The sequence below is a fragment of the Paenibacillus sp. GCM10028914 genome (genome assembly GCF_042666275.1).
Classification (GTDB): domain Bacteria; phylum Bacillota; class Bacilli; order Paenibacillales; family Paenibacillaceae; genus Paenibacillus_AQ.
The window spans coordinates 272,394-297,645 of sequence record NZ_JBHTFO010000015.1 but is presented as its reverse complement, the minus strand read 5'-3'; the positions used below and the strand labels follow the sequence as shown (position 1 = coordinate 297,645).

General features: G+C 40.5%; 20 protein-coding genes and 1 pseudogene. 8 read left to right on the top strand and 13 right to left on the bottom strand.

Annotation, left to right across the window (positions count from 1 at the left end):
- Window position 1: 1 nt before the first annotated feature.
- Window positions 2-787 carry an AraC family transcriptional regulator gene (locus tag ACFQV5_RS14835; RefSeq protein WP_379248110.1) on the bottom strand — a complete coding sequence of 262 codons (786 nt, stop codon included), beginning with the start codon at window positions 785-787 and terminating at the stop codon, window positions 2-4.
- A 244-nt stretch (window positions 788-1,031) separates the two neighbouring features.
- Here ACFQV5_RS14835 and ACFQV5_RS14830 point away from each other — a divergent pair, with 244 nt between their 5' ends.
- Window positions 1,032-3,581, top strand: coding sequence for a pectate lyase family protein (locus ACFQV5_RS14830; RefSeq protein WP_379248108.1), 2,550 nt, complete (start codon window positions 1,032-1,034; stop codon window positions 3,579-3,581).
- A gap of 101 nt (window positions 3,582-3,682) precedes the next feature.
- Here the strand turns inward: ACFQV5_RS14830 and ACFQV5_RS25575 are convergent.
- A pseudogene (locus ACFQV5_RS25575) lies at window positions 3,683-3,799 on the bottom strand (DUF2935 domain-containing protein); the annotation flags it as partial.
- 593 nt (window positions 3,800-4,392) lie between these two features.
- Here ACFQV5_RS25575 and ACFQV5_RS14825 point away from each other — a divergent pair.
- The 7 genes from ACFQV5_RS14825 (at window position 4,393) to ACFQV5_RS14795 (ending at window position 12,880) form a co-directional block, all read left to right on the top strand.
- A complete protein-coding gene (locus tag ACFQV5_RS14825) occupies window positions 4,393-5,349 on the top strand; it encodes an ABC transporter permease (protein ID WP_379248106.1) in 957 nt (318 codons plus the stop codon).
- A gap of 13 nt (window positions 5,350-5,362) precedes the next feature.
- The gene (locus ACFQV5_RS14820) at window positions 5,363-6,292 is read left to right on the top strand and encodes a carbohydrate ABC transporter permease (RefSeq protein WP_379248104.1); all 930 of its coding nucleotides are present in this window, start codon (window positions 5,363-5,365) and stop codon (window positions 6,290-6,292) included.
- Window positions 6,293-6,377: 85 nt separating this feature from the next.
- Window positions 6,378-7,871, top strand: a complete 1,494-nt coding sequence (locus ACFQV5_RS14815; RefSeq protein WP_379248102.1) for an ABC transporter substrate-binding protein — start codon at window positions 6,378-6,380, stop codon at window positions 7,869-7,871.
- Window positions 7,872-8,012: 141 nt separating this feature from the next.
- Entirely contained in the window at window positions 8,013-9,779 is a 1,767-nt protein-coding gene (locus ACFQV5_RS14810) for a sensor histidine kinase (protein WP_379248100.1), read from the top strand.
- Window positions 9,754-10,515: a response regulator transcription factor gene (locus ACFQV5_RS14805; RefSeq protein WP_379248098.1), complete on the top strand. Its 762-nt coding sequence runs from the start codon at window positions 9,754-9,756 to the stop codon at window positions 10,513-10,515. The genes ACFQV5_RS14810 and ACFQV5_RS14805 overlap by 26 nt, the downstream gene beginning before the upstream one ends.
- 28 nt (window positions 10,516-10,543) lie before the next feature.
- Entirely contained in the window at window positions 10,544-12,064 is a 1,521-nt protein-coding gene (locus tag ACFQV5_RS14800; RefSeq protein ID WP_379248096.1) for an ABC transporter substrate-binding protein, read from the top strand.
- Window positions 12,065-12,160: 96 nt separating this feature from the next.
- The gene (locus tag ACFQV5_RS14795) at window positions 12,161-12,880 is read left to right on the top strand and encodes an AraC family transcriptional regulator (RefSeq protein WP_379248094.1); all 720 of its coding nucleotides are present in this window, start codon (window positions 12,161-12,163) and stop codon (window positions 12,878-12,880) included.
- Between the two features lie 98 nt (window positions 12,881-12,978).
- Here ACFQV5_RS14795 and ACFQV5_RS14790 read toward each other — a convergent pair whose 3' ends face one another.
- The 11 genes from ACFQV5_RS14790 to moaA all read right to left on the bottom strand — a co-directional run bounded on the left by ACFQV5_RS14790 (window position 12,979) and on the right by moaA (window position 25,028).
- A complete protein-coding gene (locus tag ACFQV5_RS14790) occupies window positions 12,979-14,310 on the bottom strand; it encodes a DUF4179 domain-containing protein (RefSeq protein WP_379248092.1) in 1,332 nt (443 codons plus the stop codon).
- Window positions 14,222-14,839 carry an RNA polymerase sigma factor gene (locus tag ACFQV5_RS14785; RefSeq protein WP_379248089.1) on the bottom strand — a complete coding sequence of 206 codons (618 nt, stop codon included), beginning with the start codon at window positions 14,837-14,839 and terminating at the stop codon, window positions 14,222-14,224. Before ACFQV5_RS14785 ends, ACFQV5_RS14790 begins: the two co-directional genes overlap by 89 nt.
- 143 nt (window positions 14,840-14,982) lie before the next feature.
- On the bottom strand, window positions 14,983-15,609 hold the full coding sequence (locus ACFQV5_RS14780; RefSeq protein WP_379248087.1) for an ABC-2 transporter permease: 627 nt from the start codon (window positions 15,607-15,609) through the stop codon (window positions 14,983-14,985).
- Window positions 15,602-16,468, bottom strand: a complete 867-nt coding sequence (locus tag ACFQV5_RS14775) for an ABC transporter ATP-binding protein (RefSeq protein ID WP_379248085.1) — start codon at window positions 16,466-16,468, stop codon at window positions 15,602-15,604. The genes ACFQV5_RS14780 and ACFQV5_RS14775 overlap by 8 nt, the downstream gene beginning before the upstream one ends.
- A complete protein-coding gene (locus ACFQV5_RS14770; protein WP_379248083.1) occupies window positions 16,465-16,797 on the bottom strand; it encodes a GntR family transcriptional regulator in 333 nt (110 codons plus the stop codon). The genes ACFQV5_RS14775 and ACFQV5_RS14770 overlap by 4 nt, the downstream gene beginning before the upstream one ends.
- Window positions 16,798-17,060: 263 nt before the next feature.
- Window positions 17,061-18,260, bottom strand: coding sequence for a DUF2812 domain-containing protein (locus tag ACFQV5_RS14765; RefSeq protein ID WP_379248081.1), 1,200 nt, complete (start codon window positions 18,258-18,260; stop codon window positions 17,061-17,063).
- Window positions 18,253-18,573 (bottom strand): PadR family transcriptional regulator, encoded by a 321-nt coding sequence (locus ACFQV5_RS14760; protein WP_379248079.1) that lies wholly within the window; start codon window positions 18,571-18,573, stop codon window positions 18,253-18,255. The genes ACFQV5_RS14765 and ACFQV5_RS14760 overlap by 8 nt, the downstream gene beginning before the upstream one ends.
- Window positions 18,574-18,865: 292 nt before the next feature.
- A complete protein-coding gene (locus tag ACFQV5_RS14755; protein WP_379248077.1) occupies window positions 18,866-19,531 on the bottom strand; it encodes a DUF1266 domain-containing protein in 666 nt (221 codons plus the stop codon).
- Complete coding sequence (locus tag ACFQV5_RS14750) at window positions 19,512-22,133, bottom strand: J domain-containing protein (protein ID WP_379248075.1); 2,622 nt, start codon at window positions 22,131-22,133, stop codon at window positions 19,512-19,514. The genes ACFQV5_RS14755 and ACFQV5_RS14750 overlap by 20 nt, the downstream gene beginning before the upstream one ends.
- Complete coding sequence (locus ACFQV5_RS14745) at window positions 22,130-23,833, bottom strand: Hsp70 family protein (protein ID WP_379248073.1); 1,704 nt, start codon at window positions 23,831-23,833, stop codon at window positions 22,130-22,132. Before ACFQV5_RS14745 ends, ACFQV5_RS14750 begins: the two co-directional genes overlap by 4 nt.
- 178 nt (window positions 23,834-24,011) lie before the next feature.
- Window positions 24,012-25,028: a GTP 3',8-cyclase MoaA gene (moaA, locus tag ACFQV5_RS14740; RefSeq protein ID WP_379248071.1), complete on the bottom strand. Its 1,017-nt coding sequence runs from the start codon at window positions 25,026-25,028 to the stop codon at window positions 24,012-24,014.
- Window positions 25,029-25,252 lie beyond the last annotated feature (224 nt).

The window sequence follows — 25,252 nt, the reverse complement described above, 5'->3', positions numbered from 1 at the left end:
TTTATTGTAATTGATTAAAACTCTTGCGATATTCATTTGGAGTTACACCATATTCCCTTTTAAAGACCCGATAGAAAGAACGTAAGCTATTGAACCCGGAATCAAATGCGATATCGGTGACAGGATTAGTAGTAGATAACAGCAACATATGAGCATAAGCCGCCCGCTGCCTGTTTATATAATCACGAAATGATATATGAAATAAATCGGAGAAAAACCGAGAAATAATAAATTTACTGATGCCAAGCTCTTTTTCAAGTGTATTTAGATTTATGGGGTCTAAAAAATGAGTGTCGATGTAAGTAAGAATTTTTAGAATGACATCCATGTCTTTCTTGTAATCTACTTTCTTTATTAATAATAATGGTAAAGCATGTCCTAATATTAATGAGGTGTACGCTTTAAGCAAGCGATCGTCACATTGTTTTTTATATAATTGATATAAGGTTGTTAGGTGATCAGCCAGCTCCTGATGCTTTGGAACTATCGGGTTGTCAGGTACATGATTTAACAAATCCACTGTATAATCTCCCGGAAAAGTAGCCTCGAAAAAGATCAATAAGATCTGATTGTTCTCCACGGTTGTGTAACTGTGTGGTTGATTGGGAAATATAATCGCCATATCTCCCTCAGACAATATATACTCTTTTCCATGAATTAAGATATGAATACTTCCGGATAAGACCAGCGCAATCTCTACATTCTTATGAAGATGAAGTGGATAAGTGTTGTTGGTAGAAATAAAGGAATGAAACTCTTGGTCACGATGCTGATATTTAATTCTCATATTTCCCTCCTATCCGCTTTGAATCATAAGCATTGCAGTTTCTAATTACTAAAACATAATATGGATTAATCCATGTGCACAAGAATCAAAAGCAATAGTTGGCATAAAAAAAATCTGTTTTTGGCAGGTAAATAAGAACTAGAAGATATAGAGTATTAGCAGTAGACCAACATTCCCTTGAAAGGAGGAAGTGTAACGGGGACACATTTATGAACAGGATGATCTCCTTGTTATACGACTAAAGATGAATTGGAAGAGTTTTAAACTCAGCAAGGTATCTGCCGTTTTTTTGAGTTTTTCGGTAGCGCTTACAATGATAGAGGTCCCTCCTCTCGATGCCTCGGGGCAGGCAAATGAACAATCAAATGTTACCGTTAGTACGCCTGTCCTCGCTTTTCCAGGTGCCGAAGGAGGCGGAGCCTATACCAGTGGTGGTCGGGGCGGTGACGTTTACATTGTAACGACCTTAGAGGATTACAACGAAAAAGACACACCGATTCAAGGTTCACTTCGTTATGGGGTTTTAACTACTCCTAAAGAGGGACGTACGATTGTGTTTCATGTTTCCGGAACGATAGAACTGCAAAGCACTCTCCGATTCAAAGATATTAAAAATCTGACCATTGCAGGGCAAACTGCACCAGGAAACGGCATTACTCTTGCAGGCTGGGACACCAATATCAGTAATTCAGAAAATATAATCCTTAGATATCTTGCTTTCCGTCCGGGTGCAACCAATGTGTATAGTGGAAGTGATTCTATGGATGCGCTTTGGGGAAGGGACAATAATACCTTTATCATTGACCATTGTTCATTCAGTTGGAACACGGATGAAACTCTGTCGTTATACAGGGGTGAAAATGGTACCGTTCAATGGTCCATTATTTCGGAGAGCCTAACACTATCCGGACATTCTAAAGGAAGACATGGTTATGGCGGGATTGCCGGTGGAGATAAAACCACCTTCCATCACAATTTGTACGCGAACCATACTTCACGTAATCCAAGGCTCGGCGGCGGGTATGCCGGTGCTGCAGATGCTGATCATGTAGCAGTTGTTCAATTTTCTAACAATGTTATTTACAATTGGGGTTTCAACGGCACTTATGGCGGGGGCTTTACCTTTACTAATTTTATGAACAATATCGAAATTGCTGGACCAGGTACGAGAGATAACGTAACGAATAGAGTTCTCGACGCTGGAGAATCCACGAAGCTCGGCGGTTTCTACATCGCTGGAAACAGAATCAATGGCAAACTTACTGGGGTACTAAATGAATCTTCCGAGCATGTGCAATTTTCAGGTGTCACGAGTGGTGACCAAAAAACAACCATTGCAACCAAGCCATATCTTTCGGCGGACAGCATGGGGGTTAATCACGGCATTACCAATAAAGCATTTGATGATTACATTCAATCTGGCATCCAACATGCAAATGAACCATTGTTAAGAAGCATTCTGCAGAAAGCAGGAGCTACTTATCCGCGGCGCGACGCGATTGATGCAAGAATTGTAGCGGAAGTTGAGCAAGGTATGGGAAGATATATTAACACGGAGCACGAGGTCGGCGGATATATTTCGGACTTTGGTGTTGTAGAAGAACAGCGTGATACTCAATTTGACACGAATCTAAATGGAATTGACGACAATTGGGAAAAGAAGCAAAAGATCTGGGACATCAAGGATGCGTATAAAACAGTAACGGGAAGCGGTTATACCTGGCTTGAACTTTATATTAACGGTCTAGTTGATATGAATCACACGCCTGAAAACCCCGATGCTAAACTTTTGGCACCAGACAATAATGCTCAATATGCAGCAGGGGAAGATATCGAAGTAAAGATCAAGCCTTCAACCAAACACGGGAATAAAATTAATAAAGTTTCTGTATTTAATGGATCTGAATATCTTGGGGATGCTGTGAAAAAAGGCAGCACATACACGTATACAATCAAGGGCTTAGAGGATGCTTCATACTATATATCTGCAAGAGTGATTGATACGAAAGGAAATGAGACACAAACCACTGCTGCTAACATTCATGTTAATGCTAATTCCACTGCCCTTTCTAGGGACGGCTGGACTTCTGCGGATATCGGCAACCCGGACATTAACGGATCAGGGATATTAGAAGATAATGTGATTACTGTTAAAGGTAATGGAAAGCTTGGAATAAGTGAAGGTAGCAAGGAACAATCTGAGATGAACAATGCCGCCAAAGACGACTTCCACTTCGTCTATAAGGAATTAGATGGAGATTTGGAATTCACCGCAAAACTGGACGAGATTGGTTCTGTTGACAATCACGCCTTCACAGGTCTAATGATTCGTGATGACTTGAATGAAGACAGTGCCACCGCGGCCCTTGGTCTCTCCTTTGTGAAGATCTTTAAGCAAACCAGCTGGTCATCCTATCTGGCAGGAAGAAACGATACAGGTGGAAAATTCGACGAAATGACCGAAACTTTAGACAGCCCTTCTGCTGCAGAAAAGGCTGGTATACAACTCATTGCGGACATTCCATTCAAAATTAATGGTGCTACACAAGGCTATTGGCTCAAACTTGGCCGTAAGGGAGATACGTTCTATGCTTACGGATCCACCAACGGAAAAGATTGGACACAGATTGGCGAGCGAACAATCGTGATGCAAGGTTCCATATATGTTGGATTCGCTGTTGACAGCAATGATGTTGCCAATAAGATCGAGCGACTTAACTTTGCAAAGTTCTCTAATATTACGCTGGAGAATAGCTTTGATGAGACACAACTTTTAACAAATGAGCAACAATAAACATAATTAACAACATTTTATGCGTATATCTTTCTTAATCAAGAACAACCCAGCCTCCGTTTTTGCAGAGGCTGGGTTGTTCTTGATTTTGTAACTGTATGTTATATCTTCTCATCTATTCTTGGCTTATCTAGGTTACATTCTGGATCTGGAACCATATCTAACTGAGCGAGCTTCATTAAATAATAGCACTCTTCGCGGAGCATATGATCAGGCATGAATTATAAGGATATCTTAAGAATAATAACTACTAACCGCCATCTCTGGTCTATGTAAATCTATTATTGTATGGATGTCCTTTAAAAAGTAAAACGAATTGTAAAACCTTGTTCTCTATAAAACGCTGCCTTTCTTCTGAACCTCATATACTCATTCCAATTAGACTCTAACAAATATGTATCAATAATTATCGATTTTCCACTTCTCTCAGATCCCTCATCTTTACTCTCCTCCATGTAGTGACTGATTATTTCATCCATTATTTTTTCGCCGTCACACGTATCCTGTGAACCATTTTCTAACGTTATATAATAACCTCTTTCAATATTTTCCCACACGCTTCTTATCCCTCAATTCACTCTCTACACTATTTTCGATATCAATTCTAACATAATATTGGATTGTTGAAATTTTGGTTGTGACGACGATTTTTCTAGATGATCATTTCATAAAGATCAATCGAAAATTAAAGTATCTAACGTTTGTTGACTATAGTATCAAGTTTGTTATCTGGAAGTATCAAATCCACTTCTTATACAATGGAACTAATAAGTACACTGCAAGCGACATAACACCGGAAGGAGAGACAGTCATGAGTTCTAAAGCCGAATCAACAGTTAAAAGAAAGCGCTTACGTTCGCGTTGGCACAAACAGGATACGGAACTAACCCTCTTGGCGCTGCCAACAACGATTTGGTACATCCTGTTTAGTTTCTTACCGATGTTCGGAATCATTATTGCCTTCAAAAACTTCAAGATTAGTGGCGGTTTCCTCAGCAATGTGTTTAACAGTCCCTGGATAGGCTTCAAAAACTTCGAGTTTCTATTTAAGTCAAATGATGCTTGGATTATTATTCGAAATACGATCGGTTACAATATTATCTTTATCATTCTAGGCATCGTGCTGCCCGTTCTATTCGCAATTATGATCGGACTTCTACATAGCCGGAAAGCAAGTAAAGTCTATCAGACTATGATGTTCCTCCCCTACTTTCTATCATGGGTTGTCGTATCTGCTGTAGGCTGGGCATTCCTCAGTTTTGATAAAGGGATTGTGAATCAAATGCTCGTCAGTATGGGCAGCGACCCTATTAACTGGTATATGGAGCCACAATATTGGCCTTACTTTCTGATCCTCTTAAATGTCTGGAAAGGTTTAGGCTATGGAATGGTCATTTATCTGGCAACCATAACGAGCATTGACAGCACCTATTATGAAGCCGCTGTGATTGATGGTGCATCCATCTGGCAGCAGACGAGATTTATAACACTCCCTCTACTCAAACTGGTAATCGTCATGATGTTTATTTTGTCTGTTGGACGAATCTTCTATACAGATTTTGGCTTATTCTATCAGGTCACGCGAGATTCCAACTCTCTCTTTAACGTCGCTACCACAATTGATGTGATGGTGTATAAACAACTGAAATCAGCAACAGTGGGAATGGCATCTGCTGCTGCATTTGTTCAGTCTGTTCTTGGATGTGTAACTATTCTGGTCGCTAACTGGATTGTTCGCAGAATTGATCCAGATAGCGCGATGATGTAAGGAGGTCAGAGCGATGACACAAAAATCCACCTATGAGACGGGCCTTGATAAATTTAACCGTACCAACAAAATCGTTAACTTGTTTTTCAATCTGATCTTTATCATCTTGGCACTGTTATGTGTCATACCCGTAGTCGTTGTTCTATCCATCTCCTTCTCCAGTGAGGCGTCCATTCGAGAGACCGGATATCATCTACTTCCCGTTGCTCTATCCTTAGATGCATATGTCTATATCATCAAGCAGGGAACAATGATTCTCAGAGCGCTCGGCGTATCCGTACTTGTTACCGTCGTCGGAACCGTGCTCGGTGTATTACTTACTACCTCCATGGGTTATGTGCTCTCTCGTCCAAACTACAAACTGAGAGGTTTCCTCACCTGGGTGGTATTCATCCCGATGGTATTCAATGGCGGCTTGGTATCCAGCTACTTCATTAATACGAATCTGCTAGGGTTAAAAGATAGCATCTGGGCACTTGTTCTTCCACTGGCAGTTTCATCGTTCAACGTAATCATCTGTAAGACTTTCTTTAAAAGCACGATTCCCGATGGATTAATCGAATCTGCAGAAATCGATGGCGCGAGTCAACTGCGAATCTTCTTCTCCATTATTCTGCCGATTTCTCTGCCAGTCATAGCAACCATTGGACTCTTTCTCTGCTTTGGTTATTGGAACGACTGGTTTCAATCGATGCTGTACATCGACAACCAGAACCTTTATTCACTCCAAGCACTGCTTAACAGCTTAATGAGTAATGTTGATGCACTGGCCAAGAATGCCGCGAGTATGGGTGTAAGCTACGCCCTCCTCGTCGCAACGATGCCTAAGGAATCCGCCCGTATGGCTGTCGCCATTCTCATTGTACTGCCAGTAGCATTTGCCTATCCTTTCTTCCAGAAATATTTCATTTCCGGGCTAACGGTTGGTGCTCTGAAAGGCTAATGACGAAGTAAGCCAAGTTAACTTGGTTTATGATAGATCACTTTGTACAACTTACAATGATTGAATTCAAAAAGGGGGAATTGGAATGAAGAGAGCGTTAAAGTTCATCTCTACACTGTGTGTACTGACACTCATGTTGACTGCACTGGCTGCCTGTGGCGGCTCGAAGACACCAGCCGATTCAGGTGGATCAACCACGCCAGACACACCGAAGGACAACACCGAAGCTAAGAAGGATATTCCAACTTTGGTCTGGTGGACCATCGGTGGTCAAGTGCCTAATAACTTCAGCAAAGCAATTGATGCGATGAACGAGTATACAGCCGAAAAGATCGGCGTAAAAGTTGATATCAAGGTAGCTAGCTGGGGCGAATGGGATACCAAAATAAATACGATCGTGAATACCGGCGAGCCATTCGACATCATGTTCACGAATAGCGGCAAATACAGCAAGCAAGTTGCTATGGGAGCATTTGCGGATATTACAGACCTCGTCCAAAGCGAAACGCCTGAATTATTCAAATTCATCCCTGAAAAAGTGTGGGAAGGAACAAAAATCGGCGGCAAGTATTACTCTGTCCCAACTTATAAGGATTCAGCACTGACACAGTACTGGGTATTCGATGATAAGTATGTACAAAAGTACAATATCGATATCAATAATATCAAGACGTTGCAAGATCTAGATAAACCATTCCAAGACATTAAAGCTGGTGAAGGCAAAAGCTTCTACCCTCTGCCAATGACACAAGGCGAAGGCTTGAACGGATTCTTTAACAGCTATGACGATCTCACCTTGGGCTTTGCTCCAATCGGTGTAAAAGCTGACGATGCTTCTCGCACGGTTGTCTCAGTTCTCGAGCAACCAGATGTTATGACAAATCTGAAGCTCTTGCATAAGTGGTATCAGGAAGGTATTATCAACCCGGATGCCCCAACGAAAACGGAGAACGATAAAGGCAGACCTTTCTTTGCAGCACAGGCTTTTCCAGGAGCGGAAATCAGCTGGCAAATCAATGACGCTATTGAAAAGTATGATATGTTCCAGCACTATGGACCTATTTATACCACAAGTACGATTCAGGGCTCGCTAAACGCGATATCTGCGAATTCGAAGTATCAAAAGGAAGCATTGAAATACCTCGAATTAGTAAATACAGATCCTAAGCTTCGCAATATGCTTGCATTTGGAGAAATAGGTGTAGACTACAACAATGTCGACGGAGAAAAGGTAATTGAACGTATATCTGATACTTGGCCGCTGGCTGCCTACACGCAAGGTACATTCTTTAATATGGCGGTTACAAAAGGCGCTCCTGAAGATCAATGGGAACAAGTTAAAAAACTGAATGATGCAGCGACCTCCTCCACTGTTCTCGGCTTTGCGCTCGACATCACTGAACTTCAAACGGAAGTAGCGAATTGTCAAGCTGTGTGGGATAAATACAGATATGAAATCATTACAGGCGCATCTGATCCAGAAAAAATGGTTCCTAAAATTACAGCTGAGTTAAAGGCGGCTGGCATGGACACGATTATGCAGGCTGCTCAAGATCAAATTAACAATTATTTTAAGTAAGCTTGAATTCAAACGCATCCCCTAATGGGTCACTATTATGGGATGCTTTTTCTTTATTATCTATGAAGTTTGCTGTTAATCGTGATACATTGAGATATATCAACGCTTATTTCAGCCGACCAGATGCAATTGAGGTGTCGTATGGGATCATTTTTACAAATCAAAATTTATCGTCAAAAGTTTATCGCCTATGTCATTTTTGTCGTGGCCATTGGACTTACAATCGGTATATTGACCAGTGCTATGCTTCTGAATCAATGGGTTGGCAATGCCCGTATCGAAGCGGCTAATGCCTTCGCACGCGTTGAGAATGAACTGCAGTATGATGCTGATCGTATTGAGGCTTATATGCAGCGTATCTATTCCAATCCTGGACTAATGGATGATGCTCGGAGTTTTTTAAGCAGTAGCGCCGAAGGCTATCTTACCAGCAGGCTGAAAAACAGTCATTACTCACAACCTCTCGTTTCCTTTCCGGAAGATGTTAAGACCTACCTATACAGCTGGGCGCAGGGAGATATCACTCAGATTAGTCTTCACAGTACCCAGTATGGTAATGTTGTCCGCTTTAACAACAACGGAATCGCAAGCTTCACCTTCGGAGTTCCGAATATGGATGAAGCCTTCCGTGACACGTTGATGAAGGGATTCGTCTATCGCAAGAAACTATCGGATACAACAATAGGCTCCCATGAATTCGGAGAGCTCCGCTTCTTGGTCAGCAGTGATCAAATCTTTAAATCGGTACAAAATTTTCGACTGGGGAACGCCGCTGCAGTCAGTGCATCCGGCGATATCTACCTCATTGGTAACGGACAGAACCAAGACTTGGTGGAATTATCACGTCTAGCTGCTACGAATGGTCGTAGTCATGGATTTATATCGACAGGTGTTTTGAACCATATCTTTTTCGTCTCGTTTCCATCCACAAAGTTCAATTTTAAATTCGTCAGTATGATTGATTTATCCATGCTAATACGTCAACACGCGGTAACGCTATTCACCATTTTCTTAATCGTGCTTACAGCCATGATATGTGTACTTCTTCTTATTGCATATAATATGCGAGACGATGCCCTCTTCTTACGTCGCATCATTCAATCGATTGGAAGGGTGAAAACAGCAAATTTTACGCCGAACCGCCCTGCTCGCTACCGCCGCAATGAATACGGCATGATCGCCCGGGAATTAGACGATATGATTCAGCAGTTAAATAAGCATATTCGTAATGAATATCTACTAAAGATAAAGCAGCAAGAAACAGAAATGAAAGCGCTTCAACATCAAATCAACCCTCATTTTTTATACAATACGTTAGAGGTTATCCGATCTACTGCTCTAGTGAATCAGGACAGAGATACTGCTGACGCTATTGCGTCATTAGGAGCGCTATATCGAGAGATTGTTAAAAAGGAAAATATCATTTCGATTGGAAGTGAGCTGGAATTACTGAAGAAGTACCTCGAAATTATGGAGTTTAAGTATCCGGAGCGTTTTTATTATCAAGTCAATGTAGAACAATCGCTGCTCTCGCTCCCTACCGTGAAATTTTGGATGCAGCCATTGGCCGAGAATTTCTTCATACATGGCTATAATGCGAATCATGAATTTAATCTGTATGTCGTTAATGGCTTTGAAACAGAAGATCATTATGTATTGGAATTCGTGGACAACGGTCATGGGATTACTGAAGAACGTTTAAATACCGTTCGTAGTACGATGTTCAACCATGATGATACATCTTCAAACAGCATTGGATTACGCAATGTATACACCCGCCTTCACTTCTTCTACGGGAGCGGCTTTTGTATTGAGATTAATAATAATGAAGAAGCTGGAGTCAAAATTTCGGTGCGTCTTTCGAAAGAGGTGATGATGGAACATGTACAAACTGATGATTGTGGATGATGAACCTCAGATTTTGGAGGGAATGAAGCGAATTCTGGATTGGAAGCAATATGGATTTGGCCGAATCGAGACCTGCGAATCTACGGAAGAAGCCATGTCCAAGGTTATAGACTTAATGCCCGATGTTGCCATTTTCGATGTTTGCATTGGCAAGCAATTCGGATATGATGCGATCCGCCGACTCAACGAAATACAAATCCCTACAAATTACATCATCATGAGCGGTTATAGTGAATTTAAATATGCCCAGGAAGCCATTCGTTGTGGCGTCAAAGACTATTTGCTCAAGCCTGTCGACCGCATTAAGTTGCAGCAAGTCATTGAGAAGATCATCGTAGAAGAACTTGGTGGTACGGTTGATAATATGAGTAGCGATCACTTGAACAAAGATCCAGTACTGGGCGTTAGCTATGACAGTTTATCCAAACTGGTTAACCGCATTCTGCTGATGATCAAGACAGAATATACCCAGAACATAACCTTAAAATCAGTAGCAGAGCGTTTCCAGATGAACAGCACTTACCTTGGACAATTATTCCTTAAAGAAACAACTATGAAATTTTCAGAGTATCTGATGGCTTATCGAATGCTCCTTGCACAGGAACGAATTCAATCGACAGATGAAAAAATATCCTCCATTGCGTTTTCGGTCGGCTATAACAATCTCAATTATTTCTATACCCATTTTCACGGTTTCTTCGGAAAATCCCCTTCTGATCTTCGAGGAAAAGGTTAACAACGACACAGTTAATAGGAGGATCTCAATGGTTAAGCACCCAAGAAACAGACGCATCTTGATGGCCATCAGTCTTATATTACTGCTCACATCATATACAACCGGCTGCTTCACACAACCTAGAGATAACGACGATCCTTTTGATGGTGAGACGGTAAACCTTATTTACTATACAATTGGAGAGCCTGACAAAGATCTTAAACTCGTCAATGATAAGATCAATGAAATCATAGCCCCAAAAATCGGTGTGACGATTACCTATATCAAGGTTGGCTGGCAGGAGTATGAAGATCGGCTAAACACGCTTATATCGGCGGAAAGCCCGTTTGACATCGCTTATGCACCCGATTATGCAGCCACAGCTATGCGCGGTGCATGGTTGAGACTTGATGACTACCTAACTGGCATGGGCAAAGAAATGTACGACACCATTGACCCAACCTTTTGGCAAGGAGTACGTATGAACGATGGCAGCATATACGGCGTACCAACCAATAAAGAATTAGCCGTCCGTGATCATTGGATGTACCCCGCTTCCATCGTGGAAAAGTACCAGATCGACATCACCAAGTACAATACACTGGAATCGCTTGAACCATTGCTCCAGATGATTAAACAGGAAGAGCCAGCATATACTCCTATGGAATTGGATCGGGATTCACATAACTTCTTCGCACTTTATGGTTATGAATATATCATGAATCATAAAGTGCCTTTGATGATAAAATCACTGGACACGGGTGCGCAGGTCATCAATATTTTTGAGACAAAAGAAGCTGGGCAGGTATTGAATACATTACGACGTTATTACATAGCAGGCTTCATTAATAAAGACGCCGCACTTCGTGAGCCTGGAGGACTTAGACGGGGAGCTAAAGTGTTCTGGAAGTCTTCAGGAGGTGGTCCACTCCCAGAAACATCATGGAGTAAAGATCGCGGCTACAAGATTGTAGCGAACCCTGTCACCCCTACAACCGTCACCACGGAATCCGTCCGTGGAGGTATGATGACGATAAACGCTAACACCAAGCATCCGATCGAATGTATTAAATTCCTGAATTTACTCAATACAGATCCTGAGATTCGTAATTTATTCAACTATGGGATTGAAGGTGTGCACTACACACTAGACGAACAAGGACAAGTCGATCTCATTACAGACAAAGACAAAGATGGCCAACCGATCCCGGATACCCCTGCAAGCAGCTATTCAGGTGTGCAATACACACAGGGAAATTGGTTTATTCTGAAAACCATGGGCGGCGATAACCCCGACCCCCTCGACAAATGGGATCAGTTCCGTAATTATAACGCTGGAGTCATCAAATCAACCATCCTTGGATTTACGCCTGATCTAACTAATTTATCTACTCAAATCGATAAGATAGAAATGATCTGGAAGAAGTATTATCCTAGTCTCATGACTGGCTCTGTCGATGTTGATTCGATCCTACCCAAGTTTAACAAGGAACTCAAACAAGCTGGTATAGACGATGTGCGACGGGAAGTGCAGAAACAGTTGGATGCTTGGCGGACAAAAGGAGAGTAAGTCCTACCTTCCCTTTCATCCACGGCAGCTAACTCCTCTGAGTCATTGTCGTCTTATGAGAAACTCACAATGAATGAAGCGGGAGATTAATGTTTTATGGACATTTCAAAAAAACTAAGAATTAAAGCTTTACAAGACCGTTTAGATGAGCATTTTGAACATGAGGTATTAAATATTTTAAGTGGGCAAGCGATGTTTGAAGAATTCAGTTCTCAGCAATTAATGGGAGAAAGTGATTACATACCCTTTAACGAGGCAATGTGTGTACATGAGACTACGAGATCAATTTTTAGCGACGAGTTCAATAAGGTTCGATCAAAGGGGCATCAAGTATCATTAAGTGAATATGCATCTATTACCCTTGCCCCACTTGAAAACCTATTTTCTAAAAAGTATCCATGCATCGTTCTCTGGTTCGGTGAGGATATGTTCTGTCAGATGAATTTAATAACCGTTTTAGCCTATTTAGAACAAGTAGCATTTGAAGGAACGGTTTATTATCATGCCGTGAGAGAACAAACATACGATGTGAAAGAAACCGAGATTATTCTAGGTAACTATCAGGATATATACGAAGCCGTACTATGTCAGCATCGATTACCCGATGTAGAGACCATACCTGTTATGTATCAAGGTATCACAATGTATTTAGAATGGTTGCAAAAGGATAACGATATCACTAGATATATTCGGGACCATCAAAATCAACCTGAACATGAACTGATCCAAAGCTTACTGCATCTCTTCCCTCATTATGGATTAGGAGATACTCAATATATAGAGTTGATCAAGGCATCGAAGAATCAGAAAAAGTAACTTGCGCTCTTCTCAAATACTTGCATTATTAATACAAAGAAGCCGCCAATTTGGCGGCTTCTAAAATAGACAGTCATTAGGTATATCTAGAATATGCTTTATTTGTTGCTATCTACCGGAATCGATATGCTCTTATTATAAGTTTTAATATAATAAAAACCGTCTATCAACAAGAATTCAGGTTGGTCCGTTGTGTTAAAAGAATAGGTCTGCTCCCACAAAATATTTCCATTTTGTAGATCCCATTGGCGTGAGCTAGAAATCGATGAGACAGGAACTTTTTTGCCACCAGCTTGAATGGATAAATGTTCTGTTTCAGGAATTGTAAATTGTTTTCTTGCGATAACAATATCATAGCCAGTTTCCGTTTTTGTGACACTTCGAATCCATACCTTTTGATCACCGATTTTGAAGGATTGATCGGATGGTGAGGCTAGGGAGATGGGTTTTTCTACTTTCTGAAATCCAGCGGACGTTTCAAGTACCAGTTCAATAGTCTCAATCTTGTCTGTTGGAAACACATCAAATTCAAGTTCATATCCCGGAGCGCCCGTTTTAGTGAGATAACCCGATCGCCCTCCCCAATACTTCACTTCTGTACCATTGACATAAAGCTTAGTTTTACCAAAAAACATCGGATATCCGCCGTTTCCATTCAACTCATAGTGCCCTTTTACTATGGTTGAAGAAGGAGAAGCCGTAATGGAATCATAATGTATAGACCCCTGATCTACAGAAATGGACTTTGAAATATCCTCTTTTATGATACTATTCATCGCTTTATTCGCTTCAAACTTGAAGGAGATCGGATATAATGCCTGTTCCCCATTATCTAGCGACTCACTGAATGTAACCGTTAATGTTCTGGAAAATGGACTAACCGGTTCAAATTTATATACTCCCTCGTAATGTGTCTCGTTTTTCCGATCAAAATTGCCATACCCTTCTTTCGGATATGAATCAGTTAAAAATCCTTTGATGTTGTCAACACTGTAGCGCAAACGGAAGTATTCATCATCATTAGATACTGAGCCTGTAAGACGATCAATGGTGTAATACATTAACATTCCGTTATCGTCAGCAATAACCCCATTAATTGTAATAACCGTCCCATCATCCAGGGTTGTGCTTTTATTGACGGTTTGTCCGTAACCTTTTTCTGCAACTTCTGTAAAGCTAAGAGAAGACAACTCGTTTCTACTAAGCAGCTTATCTCCATAATAAGCTAATGCAGGATATTGATACGTACCTACAATTAGAAGGAGTGCAGCAGCTGCAGATGCAAACCATGTCAACTTTCGGCTTTTATTCTTTTTCTTAACTGGAACTTGTCCAAGTGCACTACGAAGTCTGTCTTCGAGCTCTAACGGAGCCTTGAGCATATTCATTGTCTGCTTGCGCTCCTCTAATGTCTCCTCGATCGCTCTCATAACGGTCACCTCCGAGTATGGATTTCAGTTTTCGTATTCCTTGAGAAATTCTTGATTTAGTTGTACCTAGCGGTACGCCTGTCATGTCTGCAATCGTCTGGTACGGAAGATCATGAACATAACGAAGTTCGATCGCCTCTCGCTGCAGTCCTGTAAGTTGAGACAACAGTATTTGGATGTCTATATCCGACTCTGTAGAGCGATATGGATTATCGTCAGATAATTCAGCAATCGATGATTCTCCCTCATCTTCCAGTGGGAGATAACGTTCTTTTTTACGTAGTAATGTTTTGCACCGATTCACGAGAATGGTTTTGCTCCAGCTGTAGAAAGCTTCATTCTTCTGTAATTGATCAATCTTTTCATAAAGCGTAACAATCATATCTTCCATTGCGTCGAGCGCATCATGTTGATTTCCCATATATGTATACGCAAGTCGATAATAAGCATCCTGATCCGCTAAGATGAGCTGTAACAATGCTTCTTTGTTGCCTTTTTTAGCTTGTTTGACAAGTCGCTGTACATTCATGTTCTCCCCCCTTTCATAGATAAGAGACTGTAGAAGCTGTAAAAGTTCATTTTGTACTAAAAAATGTTTACAGCACCTTCTATAAACCAAAAAAAGGAGCAGTGCCGTAGCATACTCCTTTGTTAGAAATCGCTATTCTCCGTCTATATGTCTTTCCTTGAAAACAAATATACCGTTAAGAAATAAGAAGTTATGAATAACAATAGGATACCACCTGGAATAAGCAGCAACGTTTGATTACTAAAGACATCTGTCTGATGAATCATAAATATAAATGAAGCTGCGGGCTGTGCCAAGATAATTAAAGCTACCATAAATACGGCATTTATAATTCCAGCACCCTTTTTACTTAATGCGTAAAAAAGTGGCATATAGATAGAAATTAAAACCAACACAATTCCTACTGAGATCATTATGGCTAGTACTGAATTGTCTGGCTTATTAAGCTGTGGGAATACCAGTTTCACGATCCAGTGAATCCCGTAAGAAGCTAAAACCCCGAAAAGTGTATATATGATCGCTGTTATGTATTTGGCTTGCACAATCTGTTTACGGCTTACGGGCAATGTGACTAGAAAATGGTGATGATAATTTTTAATATCGATCATCGTAATTAGAATAACAGAACCGAAAGCTGTATAGATACCTACAAAATAAATGGATAATTCGCTTTTTGGAATAAAAGCCAAACTGAATACTGCCAGATAGAGAGCAACCGTCCATAGCGAGCTTTTTAAAGCGATAAAGTCTTTACGAAGCAAATTAAGCATGTACTCGTCCTCCCTTGGCGGTAAAATACATAATATCTTCTAAGGAAGGTTGATCCATAATGGCATAATTGCCAAACAACATTTCAGCTTCTTTCTTGTTATCGACTAAGCCTTCAAAGCCAACCGAAGTCTCGCGAATTCCGATGAATTTTTTTCGAATATCCGAGTCCAGCAGCTCTTGATCACCCTTCACAATAGCATATTTCTCAAGTAGATCTTCTTTCGCTTCATTAAATATGAGCTTTCCTCGATTTATAAAGGTGATGTAATCAGCAATGCGGTCTAAATCCGTCGTAATATGGGTCGAGAAAACAATCGTGTTTCTTTCATTTTGCATCATCTCCGCTAGCACATCGAGCAGCTCTCTTCTAAAGATCGGGTCAAGACCAGAGGTTGGCTCATCCATAATTAGAAGCTCAGCCTCATGCGATAATGCGATAGCAAGAGAAAGCTTGATCTTCATCCCCTTAGATAAATCTTGAACTTTTTTCTTTGGTGACAATTCGAATTGTTCAAGGTAGCTCTTAAACTTGTTTACGTTCCAATTCATATAAAAAGGCTCGATCATATTCATGGTGTCACGAATCGTTAAATGCTCGTAATAAAAACAGTCATCCGAGACAATACCGATGCGCTGCTTAATGTCAATTTCATGTTTAGGCATTTCACAGCCAAGTATTTTTATACTGCCAGAGTCAGGATGAATCATACCTAGCATCATCTTGATCAAAGTACTTTTGCCAACACCATTCGGACCAATGAGACCTGTAATATAACCCTGTTTCACATCCAAGGATATGTTATCTACTTTAAATAAAGGGTATGACTTTGAAAGATTACGTAATTCAATCGCATTCATGGAGACTGTTCCTCCTCAAATAATAGTGTCAGATGCTCGATTACTTCTTGCCTAGTCAAGCTTAATTCCTTGCTATCACGAATGATATCCATCATTTTCTCTTCCAATCTCTTCATACGCTGCTCCCGAATAAACTCTTTATTGGCCCCGGATACGAAAGAACCCTTTCCTACAACTGAGTCAATTAGCTTCTCTTTCTCCAGCTCTTCATAAGCGCGCTTTGTTGTAATCACACTGACTTGCAAGTCTTTGGCAAGCTGCCTAATGGAGGGAAGGCTATCTCCTGCACTCAATTCACCACTTAAAATGCTCTGTCTAATCTGATTCATAATCTGTATGTAAATGGGATCGCTTGATGCGTTGGATAATATAATTTTGATGATTCTTCACCTCGATAGTGAGTGTTATTTGAGTATATACCGTATATATATAATATATACACTTGGTGAATGGAAGTCAATTCATAAAAATCGAGCCTAATAACAAATTTCAAAACAACATAAAAAAGCCACAAGGTATAAATTAGAACCTCATGGCTTAGTTCATATTCTGTTATTGAGTTCGTGCAGGGATGAATTACCCTAGACCTGTATTATGCTGAAATGAAGTCAATTTGTTCTACGATATTATCTAATACTGAATTGATATCCGCATAACCATAGTAACGAACATAGATGACAACTTTTCCTTTCGAAGCAAATACTTCTTTAAAACCAACTTCCTCATGAATCACTAAATGATCGAGGCCTTCATGCTTTGTTTCAACATATGTATCAGCGCTATATTCATACCTGTATCTCTTTATTAAATCAGTTATTAGATTATCCGCCAAAGCTGGTACACGCAACTGAAAAAGCCTTGTATAAATACTAGGGGAATACTCGCCACTGCCATCCCTCCACATTTCTCCGGGAACAATCCCGCTTTCATCTGATTCATATTGAACTGGTGCTAACAGGCTCCAACTATATGTATATCGGTTGCCCCAATCAACATTGTCTCTAATATGTGAGGATTCTTGCCGAACCAAGTTAGGATTCTGCTCTACATCTGCTAATCTTACAATCGGTAAACCGACGCTTGCTTCTGGCAATGTCTTCACATAACCTTTTGCAAGCTGCGTGAATGGAAGTAAAGCACTCAATCCAACAACGATTGTAAACACTAAAGCAATAATAGAATTTATTCGATGGTGCAACTTCCATGGAGCCCGATGATTAATTGGTTTTCCTTCAATAAGATTTTTTCGCAAAGTACGAATAGATATGGCTGCCTGTAGTGAAGTATAGGCCTGAAATCCAAAGAAAATGGTTAATATCGTTTGTTGAATGGCCATCCCTTCGACCAATACAAAAGTAGGTGTTCCATTAAGAAACCAAGTAGCGAACAACATACCGCTCATTAAGATAATTGCTATAGCAAACATAACAGCACTAGAGGCTAATTTCTTGTCCAATTCCCTTAGTGTAAAAGATTGCTCAGCAGGGTCTGTATGCAGCTCTGGTGCATCAAGCTCAACAGGTGATGAAAACACTTGAAAGTATTGATAGCCGGTCACATAATCCCATCCACTATCCGCATACATCTCGATCTGTTCTGGAGTAAGCTTCTTATTCAATGATACATCTATTCGGTATCTCATTTCTCTCGGTTCACCTTTTACAAAATGAGCAAAAAAGAGCCCCATCTTTTTTAGATGAAATCCTCTTGCCGCCATATCTGTAAACCAGCTTTCGTGCTCACCAATTCGCCAATAATCACTTGGACGAAGTTTACGAACTGACTTATTCATTCTCAGCACCTACCTCTAATATATATCCGTCTTGGATCATGGACTTTAAACGAGCGTACTCTATACGCAGAGCTTGTTCTCCATCAGGTGTAATTTGATAGGTTTTTCTTCTGCCGTCATCTTCCGCTAATAAAATCAGGCCGTCTTTTTGCATCCGGGAGAGTACTCCGTAAAGTGTCCCCGGCCCCATTTTTAATCTGCCATTCGATACTTCTGTGATTGCATGCATAAGCTGATACCCATGGTTGGGATGCATTAATGCCAGCAGTACATAGTACATTGCTTCAGTCATTGGTCCCCCATTATATGCCATTACTACATCCCCTCTTTTGCTATTCAAGATATTATGCGTCACGATATATCGCATGACATAATAATACTTCGTATAATACCGTTTTGTAAATACGAAATAATAATTCATTATGTAGAAACAATGACGCAACAAAAAAATAACCATGAGTCATCAATAGCTTATGACCCATGGTTTTATAAACTTCAACCTCTTTTTTGTCTTGAACACAGAGTCCTTTACAGACCGAACTACATTTCCATAGCTCCAAGGTGTAGCTCTTCTAAAAAAACTATCTAATCCGGTTCTAGCATTATCAACTCCAAGGCTCCAGATGTAGATTCCAAGGTAGCGTATTCCAAATATGATCGGGATTCGCTAGCTGATCATGGATCATACTTAAATGTTGTTCCGTATAGTCATCATCCAGTTCTTTTCGCCAAAATTGACGCCCAATGATAAAAGCTGAGCCAAATTCCTCCCAGCTGGAGTATGCACTTTGAATTTGAATTGCATTTTGCATAAGATGAGCCCATGCTTGTTCGTACGTTATATATCCAACTTGATAACACAGATGGCAGATAAAGGCTGACCTCCCTGCATCCCAGGCAAGTATTTCTGAAGGTGGGAGAAATGGATAGTACCTTTGTACAACTTTCATTTCAGCAATATGATGTTTATCTTGAAGGGACTGGATATACTCGTCCTGCTGTTTCGGTGTCAAGATGGAGATCATTCGTCTCAAATGATTAAATTCAGTACGATGACCTCCTCTTTCCCCTAGGAAATTCAAAGCACGAAAAGTCGATTGTTCGTCTGTTACATCCCAGCTATCGTCTAGAATTTCATTTTTAATAATTTCTGGATTTTCCCCGCAAGCTTCCATATCATAGTCATACTCAAACAAAAATCCATTCCTTCTAAGAAGGATATCGCCTGCTGCTAGTGCCCAAACCTGTCGCTCATTTAATTTTGTATTCATTCTCTATCACGACCCCTGGAAGTTCTAATTGAAGCTGCTCATCGTCAAGAATATTCGGAAAATCCAAATATCTTGTTGGCTTCTTCGTGTATTTGAATGTCATAAATCCCATTTTGGCAAATAATCGGTTTCGCTTCTCGAAGTGCTCTTCCATCGCTCTTAACCGATCCATATAATCCGGATGTCCCGGTCTTTCATTAAGCGCCTCCCTTGTCATATCCATACCGCCATGATAATCACCCGTATGGAATAAAGCCAGACCATAATAACTGCTTATATCCCCTCTCAGCCCTAGGTTATAAGCTGTTTTGAAGAATTTGACCGCATCTTTATATCGCAAAACTTCCATCATGTACAATCCGCTATAGAAAAAGATGTATGGATCCGTATGTTCGTTGGACTTGTTGTCAAAATATGCTATCAGAGCTTTGTCTAGCGCTGTCCATTGCTTAAGCTCAGCATGTACTCTTACGATCTGAAGCTGTGTCCATGAACAGTGTTCATCGATTTCAAGCGATTTCCGCAGATAAATCAGTGCCTTATCAAACTCCCTGGTTGCTAGGAAAGCGGCAGCATATTGTTTAATGTAGATCTTAAGATTACTCTCATCTGCAAAATGCAATAGTTCCTCTGTTTTCAAATAATGTCTGGCTGCATCCTCCCACTTATTAAAGTGCATGAAACAGTTAGCCTTTATAAGATACGCATAAAAAACAGAGGGCTCACCTTCGAGATCATAAGAAAGATATTCATTCATTAAATCGATGGGCGCCTCGTACTCTTTCAGATGATAATGTGCAAGAGCATTGTAATAATAAATCATAATGGGATAGTCATCACATTCAAGAACGGTCTGAGCAATATCCAGCACCTCGTGGTATCTCGCTGTATTCAATAGCGCACAAGCATAATAGGTATAATCAAACCCATTAATATAATCATCTAATTCAGCATGTCTATAATGCTCAAGAGCCTCATGACAATGTCTCATCTCCGTAAGACATTTGGCAGCTCCTAAGTAGTACAAGCGGTTATTCTCCTGTTCAAGAGCCTGTTTGAAATATGAAAGTGCTCTATCGTAATTCTCTAATGCAAGCAATGACTCTGCCATATAGTAAAGGGCATCTAGATGGCCCGGATTGAGAGACAGAATTTCCTCATACTTGCTAAGAGCAGTATCATAATGGGATTGATCATATGAGATTTTGGCTTCAAGATATAGTCGTTCCTGTCGAAATGCCTGCTCATTACCAGATAGTTTACCCGCTAGAAGATAATAATGCTCTGCTTCCTCATACTGTTCTCGCTCACCTAAAAGCTTGGCCAATTGACTGCACTCCAATAACGATAACTCCCCAGCTTTCTCCAGATGTTTAAGTGTTGTGATGTAATGTTCATACTGATTGGTTTCATAATACATTTCAGCAAGCAGTTTCAAACTGAATAGATGTGCTTGGTCCGATCCTTTAGACATGTAACGCTGAATATGCAGATCTAGATCCCGATTTAATTTAAGGAGCTGCATACGGGAAATCATATTCCAGGATTCCTGCTTTGTAATTTGTGAGTAGAGCAGTATTGCTTCGATTTCTTTACCTATCTGAACAAGGCAAGCAGCTTTTCCTAGGAGAGCTTCAATAGGATGTTCATGATGAGCAAGAATACGATCGTATAAATCTAGCGCTTCTTCGTTACGTTTCAGTTTGGATAACATGTGGGCCAAATGCTGGATATTATTCATGTCCTCCGCGTTCAACATATATATCCTTTGGTAAGTCTTTAGCGCTTCACTCCAGTTCCCTCTTCGCAACCAATACTCGCCCATCAATCTATATATCTCTATGTCATCCGGTATTAGCTCAGCAGCCTCCATGAGAAATTGCTCCGCACTTTCGAGATCACCATAGGATAAAGCCTGCCTAGCATTAAATTTACAGGATAGATAACGGTCTATATCATCTGGTAACTGAACATGCTCCGCGAAGCTGTAATCCATATCCCAATACGGAGTTAGCTGCATCATAATATGATCAACGTAAGCTTTAGAGAAATGCTCTTGAAGCTCCAGCTCCATGTGGCTCCAGAAAAATACCTCATCAAACATTCTCCATATATATCCCGGCGACCAAGGCCTGTCCATAAACAATCTTAACAACTCAAATCCTAAACGATAGCGTAATTCGATTCCTTCATAACGATCGTCTTCAAGTAGTTCTCTCCAAGACTCAGGATTAATCCGACTTTTAATATCATCATAATTCCCCGCTGTTTTGTGTAAAAAATCTAAGATCAGCCTTTCAGTTGGGCCTAGAGGAGTATCATCATATTCTTCTTCCTCAATCGGAAGTTGTTCGTAAACTTGTTGATTTGCAAAATCGTTTTCCATTTCGTTTTCAAAAGCTGGCATGCTAAACGAATCAGTCTCATCCTGTGAATGCTTCGCATAATCCAATGCTGACTCGTATGCCGAACGAAGCATCTGAAACCCTTCCGGATCTTCTTCCGGATGATAGATCTTCAACTTTGCAGCATAGGCTCTCTTTAATAGAGTACGATCGCTTGTTGGCTCGATCCCCAAGTAGTCCCATATACCTATTCTCATAATTCTCTAAACCTCTCCACTTCTTCCAGCCATTCTTTGAAGTCCTTGGCGGCAGCGCGGATTTCTTTTTCTTTTTGACTATTTAATACACCTTCAAACTGTCTCAGCACGATACTGATATGTTCGCGGAAGTTACCGAGAGACTCTTCATATAAACGTTCCGCTTTAGCGATGAGAAGCTTTATTTCCATTCGTTCTCGCGGATGAATTTTAATAGCAGACAACTCCTTGAATCTCTGCTCAATTTGCTCTTTGGAGAACTGTCCCGGATTCTCTTCAAATATAACCTGCTTCTTGGTTTTGGTTGATACTACACATGTTTCAACCTCAAGAATACCGTTAATATCATAAGTAAATCTGATATCTACGGCTTGTTCGTGCTTTGGCCCCACAGGCAATTCGACTTCGAATTCACCAAGCTTTATATTGTTCATGGTCAATCTGCTTTCCCCTTGGTATACAGCGATCGTTAATACCTTCTGACTGCTCTCAATCGGGTAATACGTTTGAACTTTACTTACAGGTACCACGGAATTCCGCTCAATGATTGGACTGAAATGTCCCGAATCATAAGTTCCCTTTTCATTTTCTACGGCTACTCTGATGCCGAGCGTGTAGGGACATACATCGGTTAGCACGATATCATTCAGCATCCGATTCCTCGCTTTCATGCCAGCTTGAATAGCCGCACCAATCGCAACGGATTCATCAGGGTCGATGTGAGCGGAAGCCAGACGTCCAAACATTTTAGCAATAAATGAAGATATAATCGGCATTCTTGTTGCGCCGCCTACCAGTATGATGGCATCTAATTCAGCAGGTCGTACTGCTGCGTCTCTGATTGCTCTTTCAATTGGCTGTCGTAACCGATGCAACAGCGGCTTCGTTAACTCCTCAAACTGAGTGGAACTCATTGACAATGGTTTCAAGTGTTCCTGAGAAGGGATTTCAATTGTTGCAGTCTTCCCTTGAGACAACGAGCGTTTAGCGATTTCCGCCTGTTTCCTGATCATGCCCATGATCTGGACATTTTCTTTATCGACTATGCCATCATCCTGCAGATTTATGTATTCTTTGATCACCAAATCTGTAAAGTCTTCTCCGCCTAAAAAATTATCACCAGCCACCGCCTGTACTTCCATTAAATCTTCAAATCTCTCAAGAATAGACACGTCAAATGTACCGCCGCCAAGGTCAAATACTAGAAAACGCGTGTTCGGATCTTCTAAATGAAGACCATAAGCAACCGCAGCTGCGGTAGGTTCATTAATCAACCGCTCTACTTTCAATCCTGCCAATTGTCCTGCACGTTTTGTTGCATTCCGCTGAGTATCATTGAAATAGGCAGGAACACTAATCACCGCCTCTGTCACCGTTTCGCCAAGAAAAGCTTCAGCATCCTCTTTTAGAGCTCGTATAATAAATGACGATAAGTCCTCGGGAGTGAATTCATAATCTCCTAACTGGAACGTTTTATTCGTACCCATATATCTCTTAAATATGGATACAGTTAAATGAGGATGGCTTACCAGTCTCTGCTTAGCAACCTCTCCAATGAGTATCTCTCCATCCTCACCAACACTTATTATAGACGGTGTTAGATGCATCCCTAGTGCGTTGGGAATAACTTTTACACCTTGTTCTGAATATGCAGCAACTACACTGTTTGTTGTTCCCAAATCGATTCCTATAATCGTCATCAAAATTCCTCCAGTACCTTTCATTCAACATCCAAAGAGTCTCCTAAAATCAAAGACATATAATGTTTTATCGGTTCTTTAGTCCAGGTTCTAAATATCTATATCCTTTTAGGTAAGTATAACTTACTTCCTTATCCTATTATCGATAATCATAAAAAAAAGCCGCGATTTCGCGACTTTATCCACCAATAAAAGACATGTTAATCTTCTTTCGATTTGAGGCTGCAATTTGTGCTCGTTGATCCGAATAACGATCAGTTCTGCCTTCCCATACACTGCGTATGAACGCTATAATTTCTTCATCCTGATAATCACCTCGGAGCATATCTCGCAGATTATGGCCTGTCGTAGCAAACAGACAAGTATAAATGCTGCCATCGGATGATATACGTGCACGCGTACATGAGGAGCAGAAAGATTCTGAAACCGAAGTAATAAACCCAACCTCTGATGAGTTGTCTTTATAACGATAGCGCTTGGCTACCTCCCCAAAGTATAGAGGATCAACAGGTTCAAGTTCATATTGTGAGTTTAATATATCGAACATTTCACGTCTTGAGACTACTTTTTTATAACTCCAGCCGTTATCATTACCTACATCCATAAACTCAATAAAACAAAGCGTGATACCTCGTTCTTTGAAATAGGCGGCAAGCGGCAAGATTTCTTGCTCATTAACGCCTTTTTGAATCACAGTATTTACTCTTATTTTAAAACCCATATTTTTCGCCAAATCGATATTGGATAATATAATCTCAGGTGAAACCCCTCGACCGTTCATCTTAGCAAACAGATCAGGATTCAGCGCATCTAGACTTATATTTAATCTTCGTAATCCCGCTTCATATAAACGATCCGCATATTGCTTCAATAAAAGACCATTTGTAGTCATACCGATATCCTCTATACCTTCAATACGTATCAGTTCACGAATGAGCGGAGCCAAGTCACGACGCAAGAGCGGTTCACCACCGGTTATTCGAAGTTTCTTAACGCCTAATGAAGCAAACATCCGTGCTACTCGCGTTATCTCATCATTTGACAACAGTTCTTCTCTTGGTAGAAAAGCATAGTCGTCTCCAAATATCTCCTTAGGCATACAATAGGTGCAGCGAAAATTGCACCGGTCTGTAACAGATATTCGAAGATCACGTATCGGGCGCTGTAATTGATCGCTCACTGGTTGTGTATTCATCGCTTTCCCTCCTAATTGCTAAAGCTCTGCTGTATCACGAGATCTCAATATTGGTGTTCAAATGTACCCCACGATTTGTCTCACTTTCAAATTATACAATTGCTTTGCATAAGATGATAACATCTATTGATATTTTTATTTTATTATTACTCCATGTTATACACAAAAGGGAAGTTCCCTCAATGGGTTATGTGGTTTTTTCAAAGTAATTATAATACACAAAT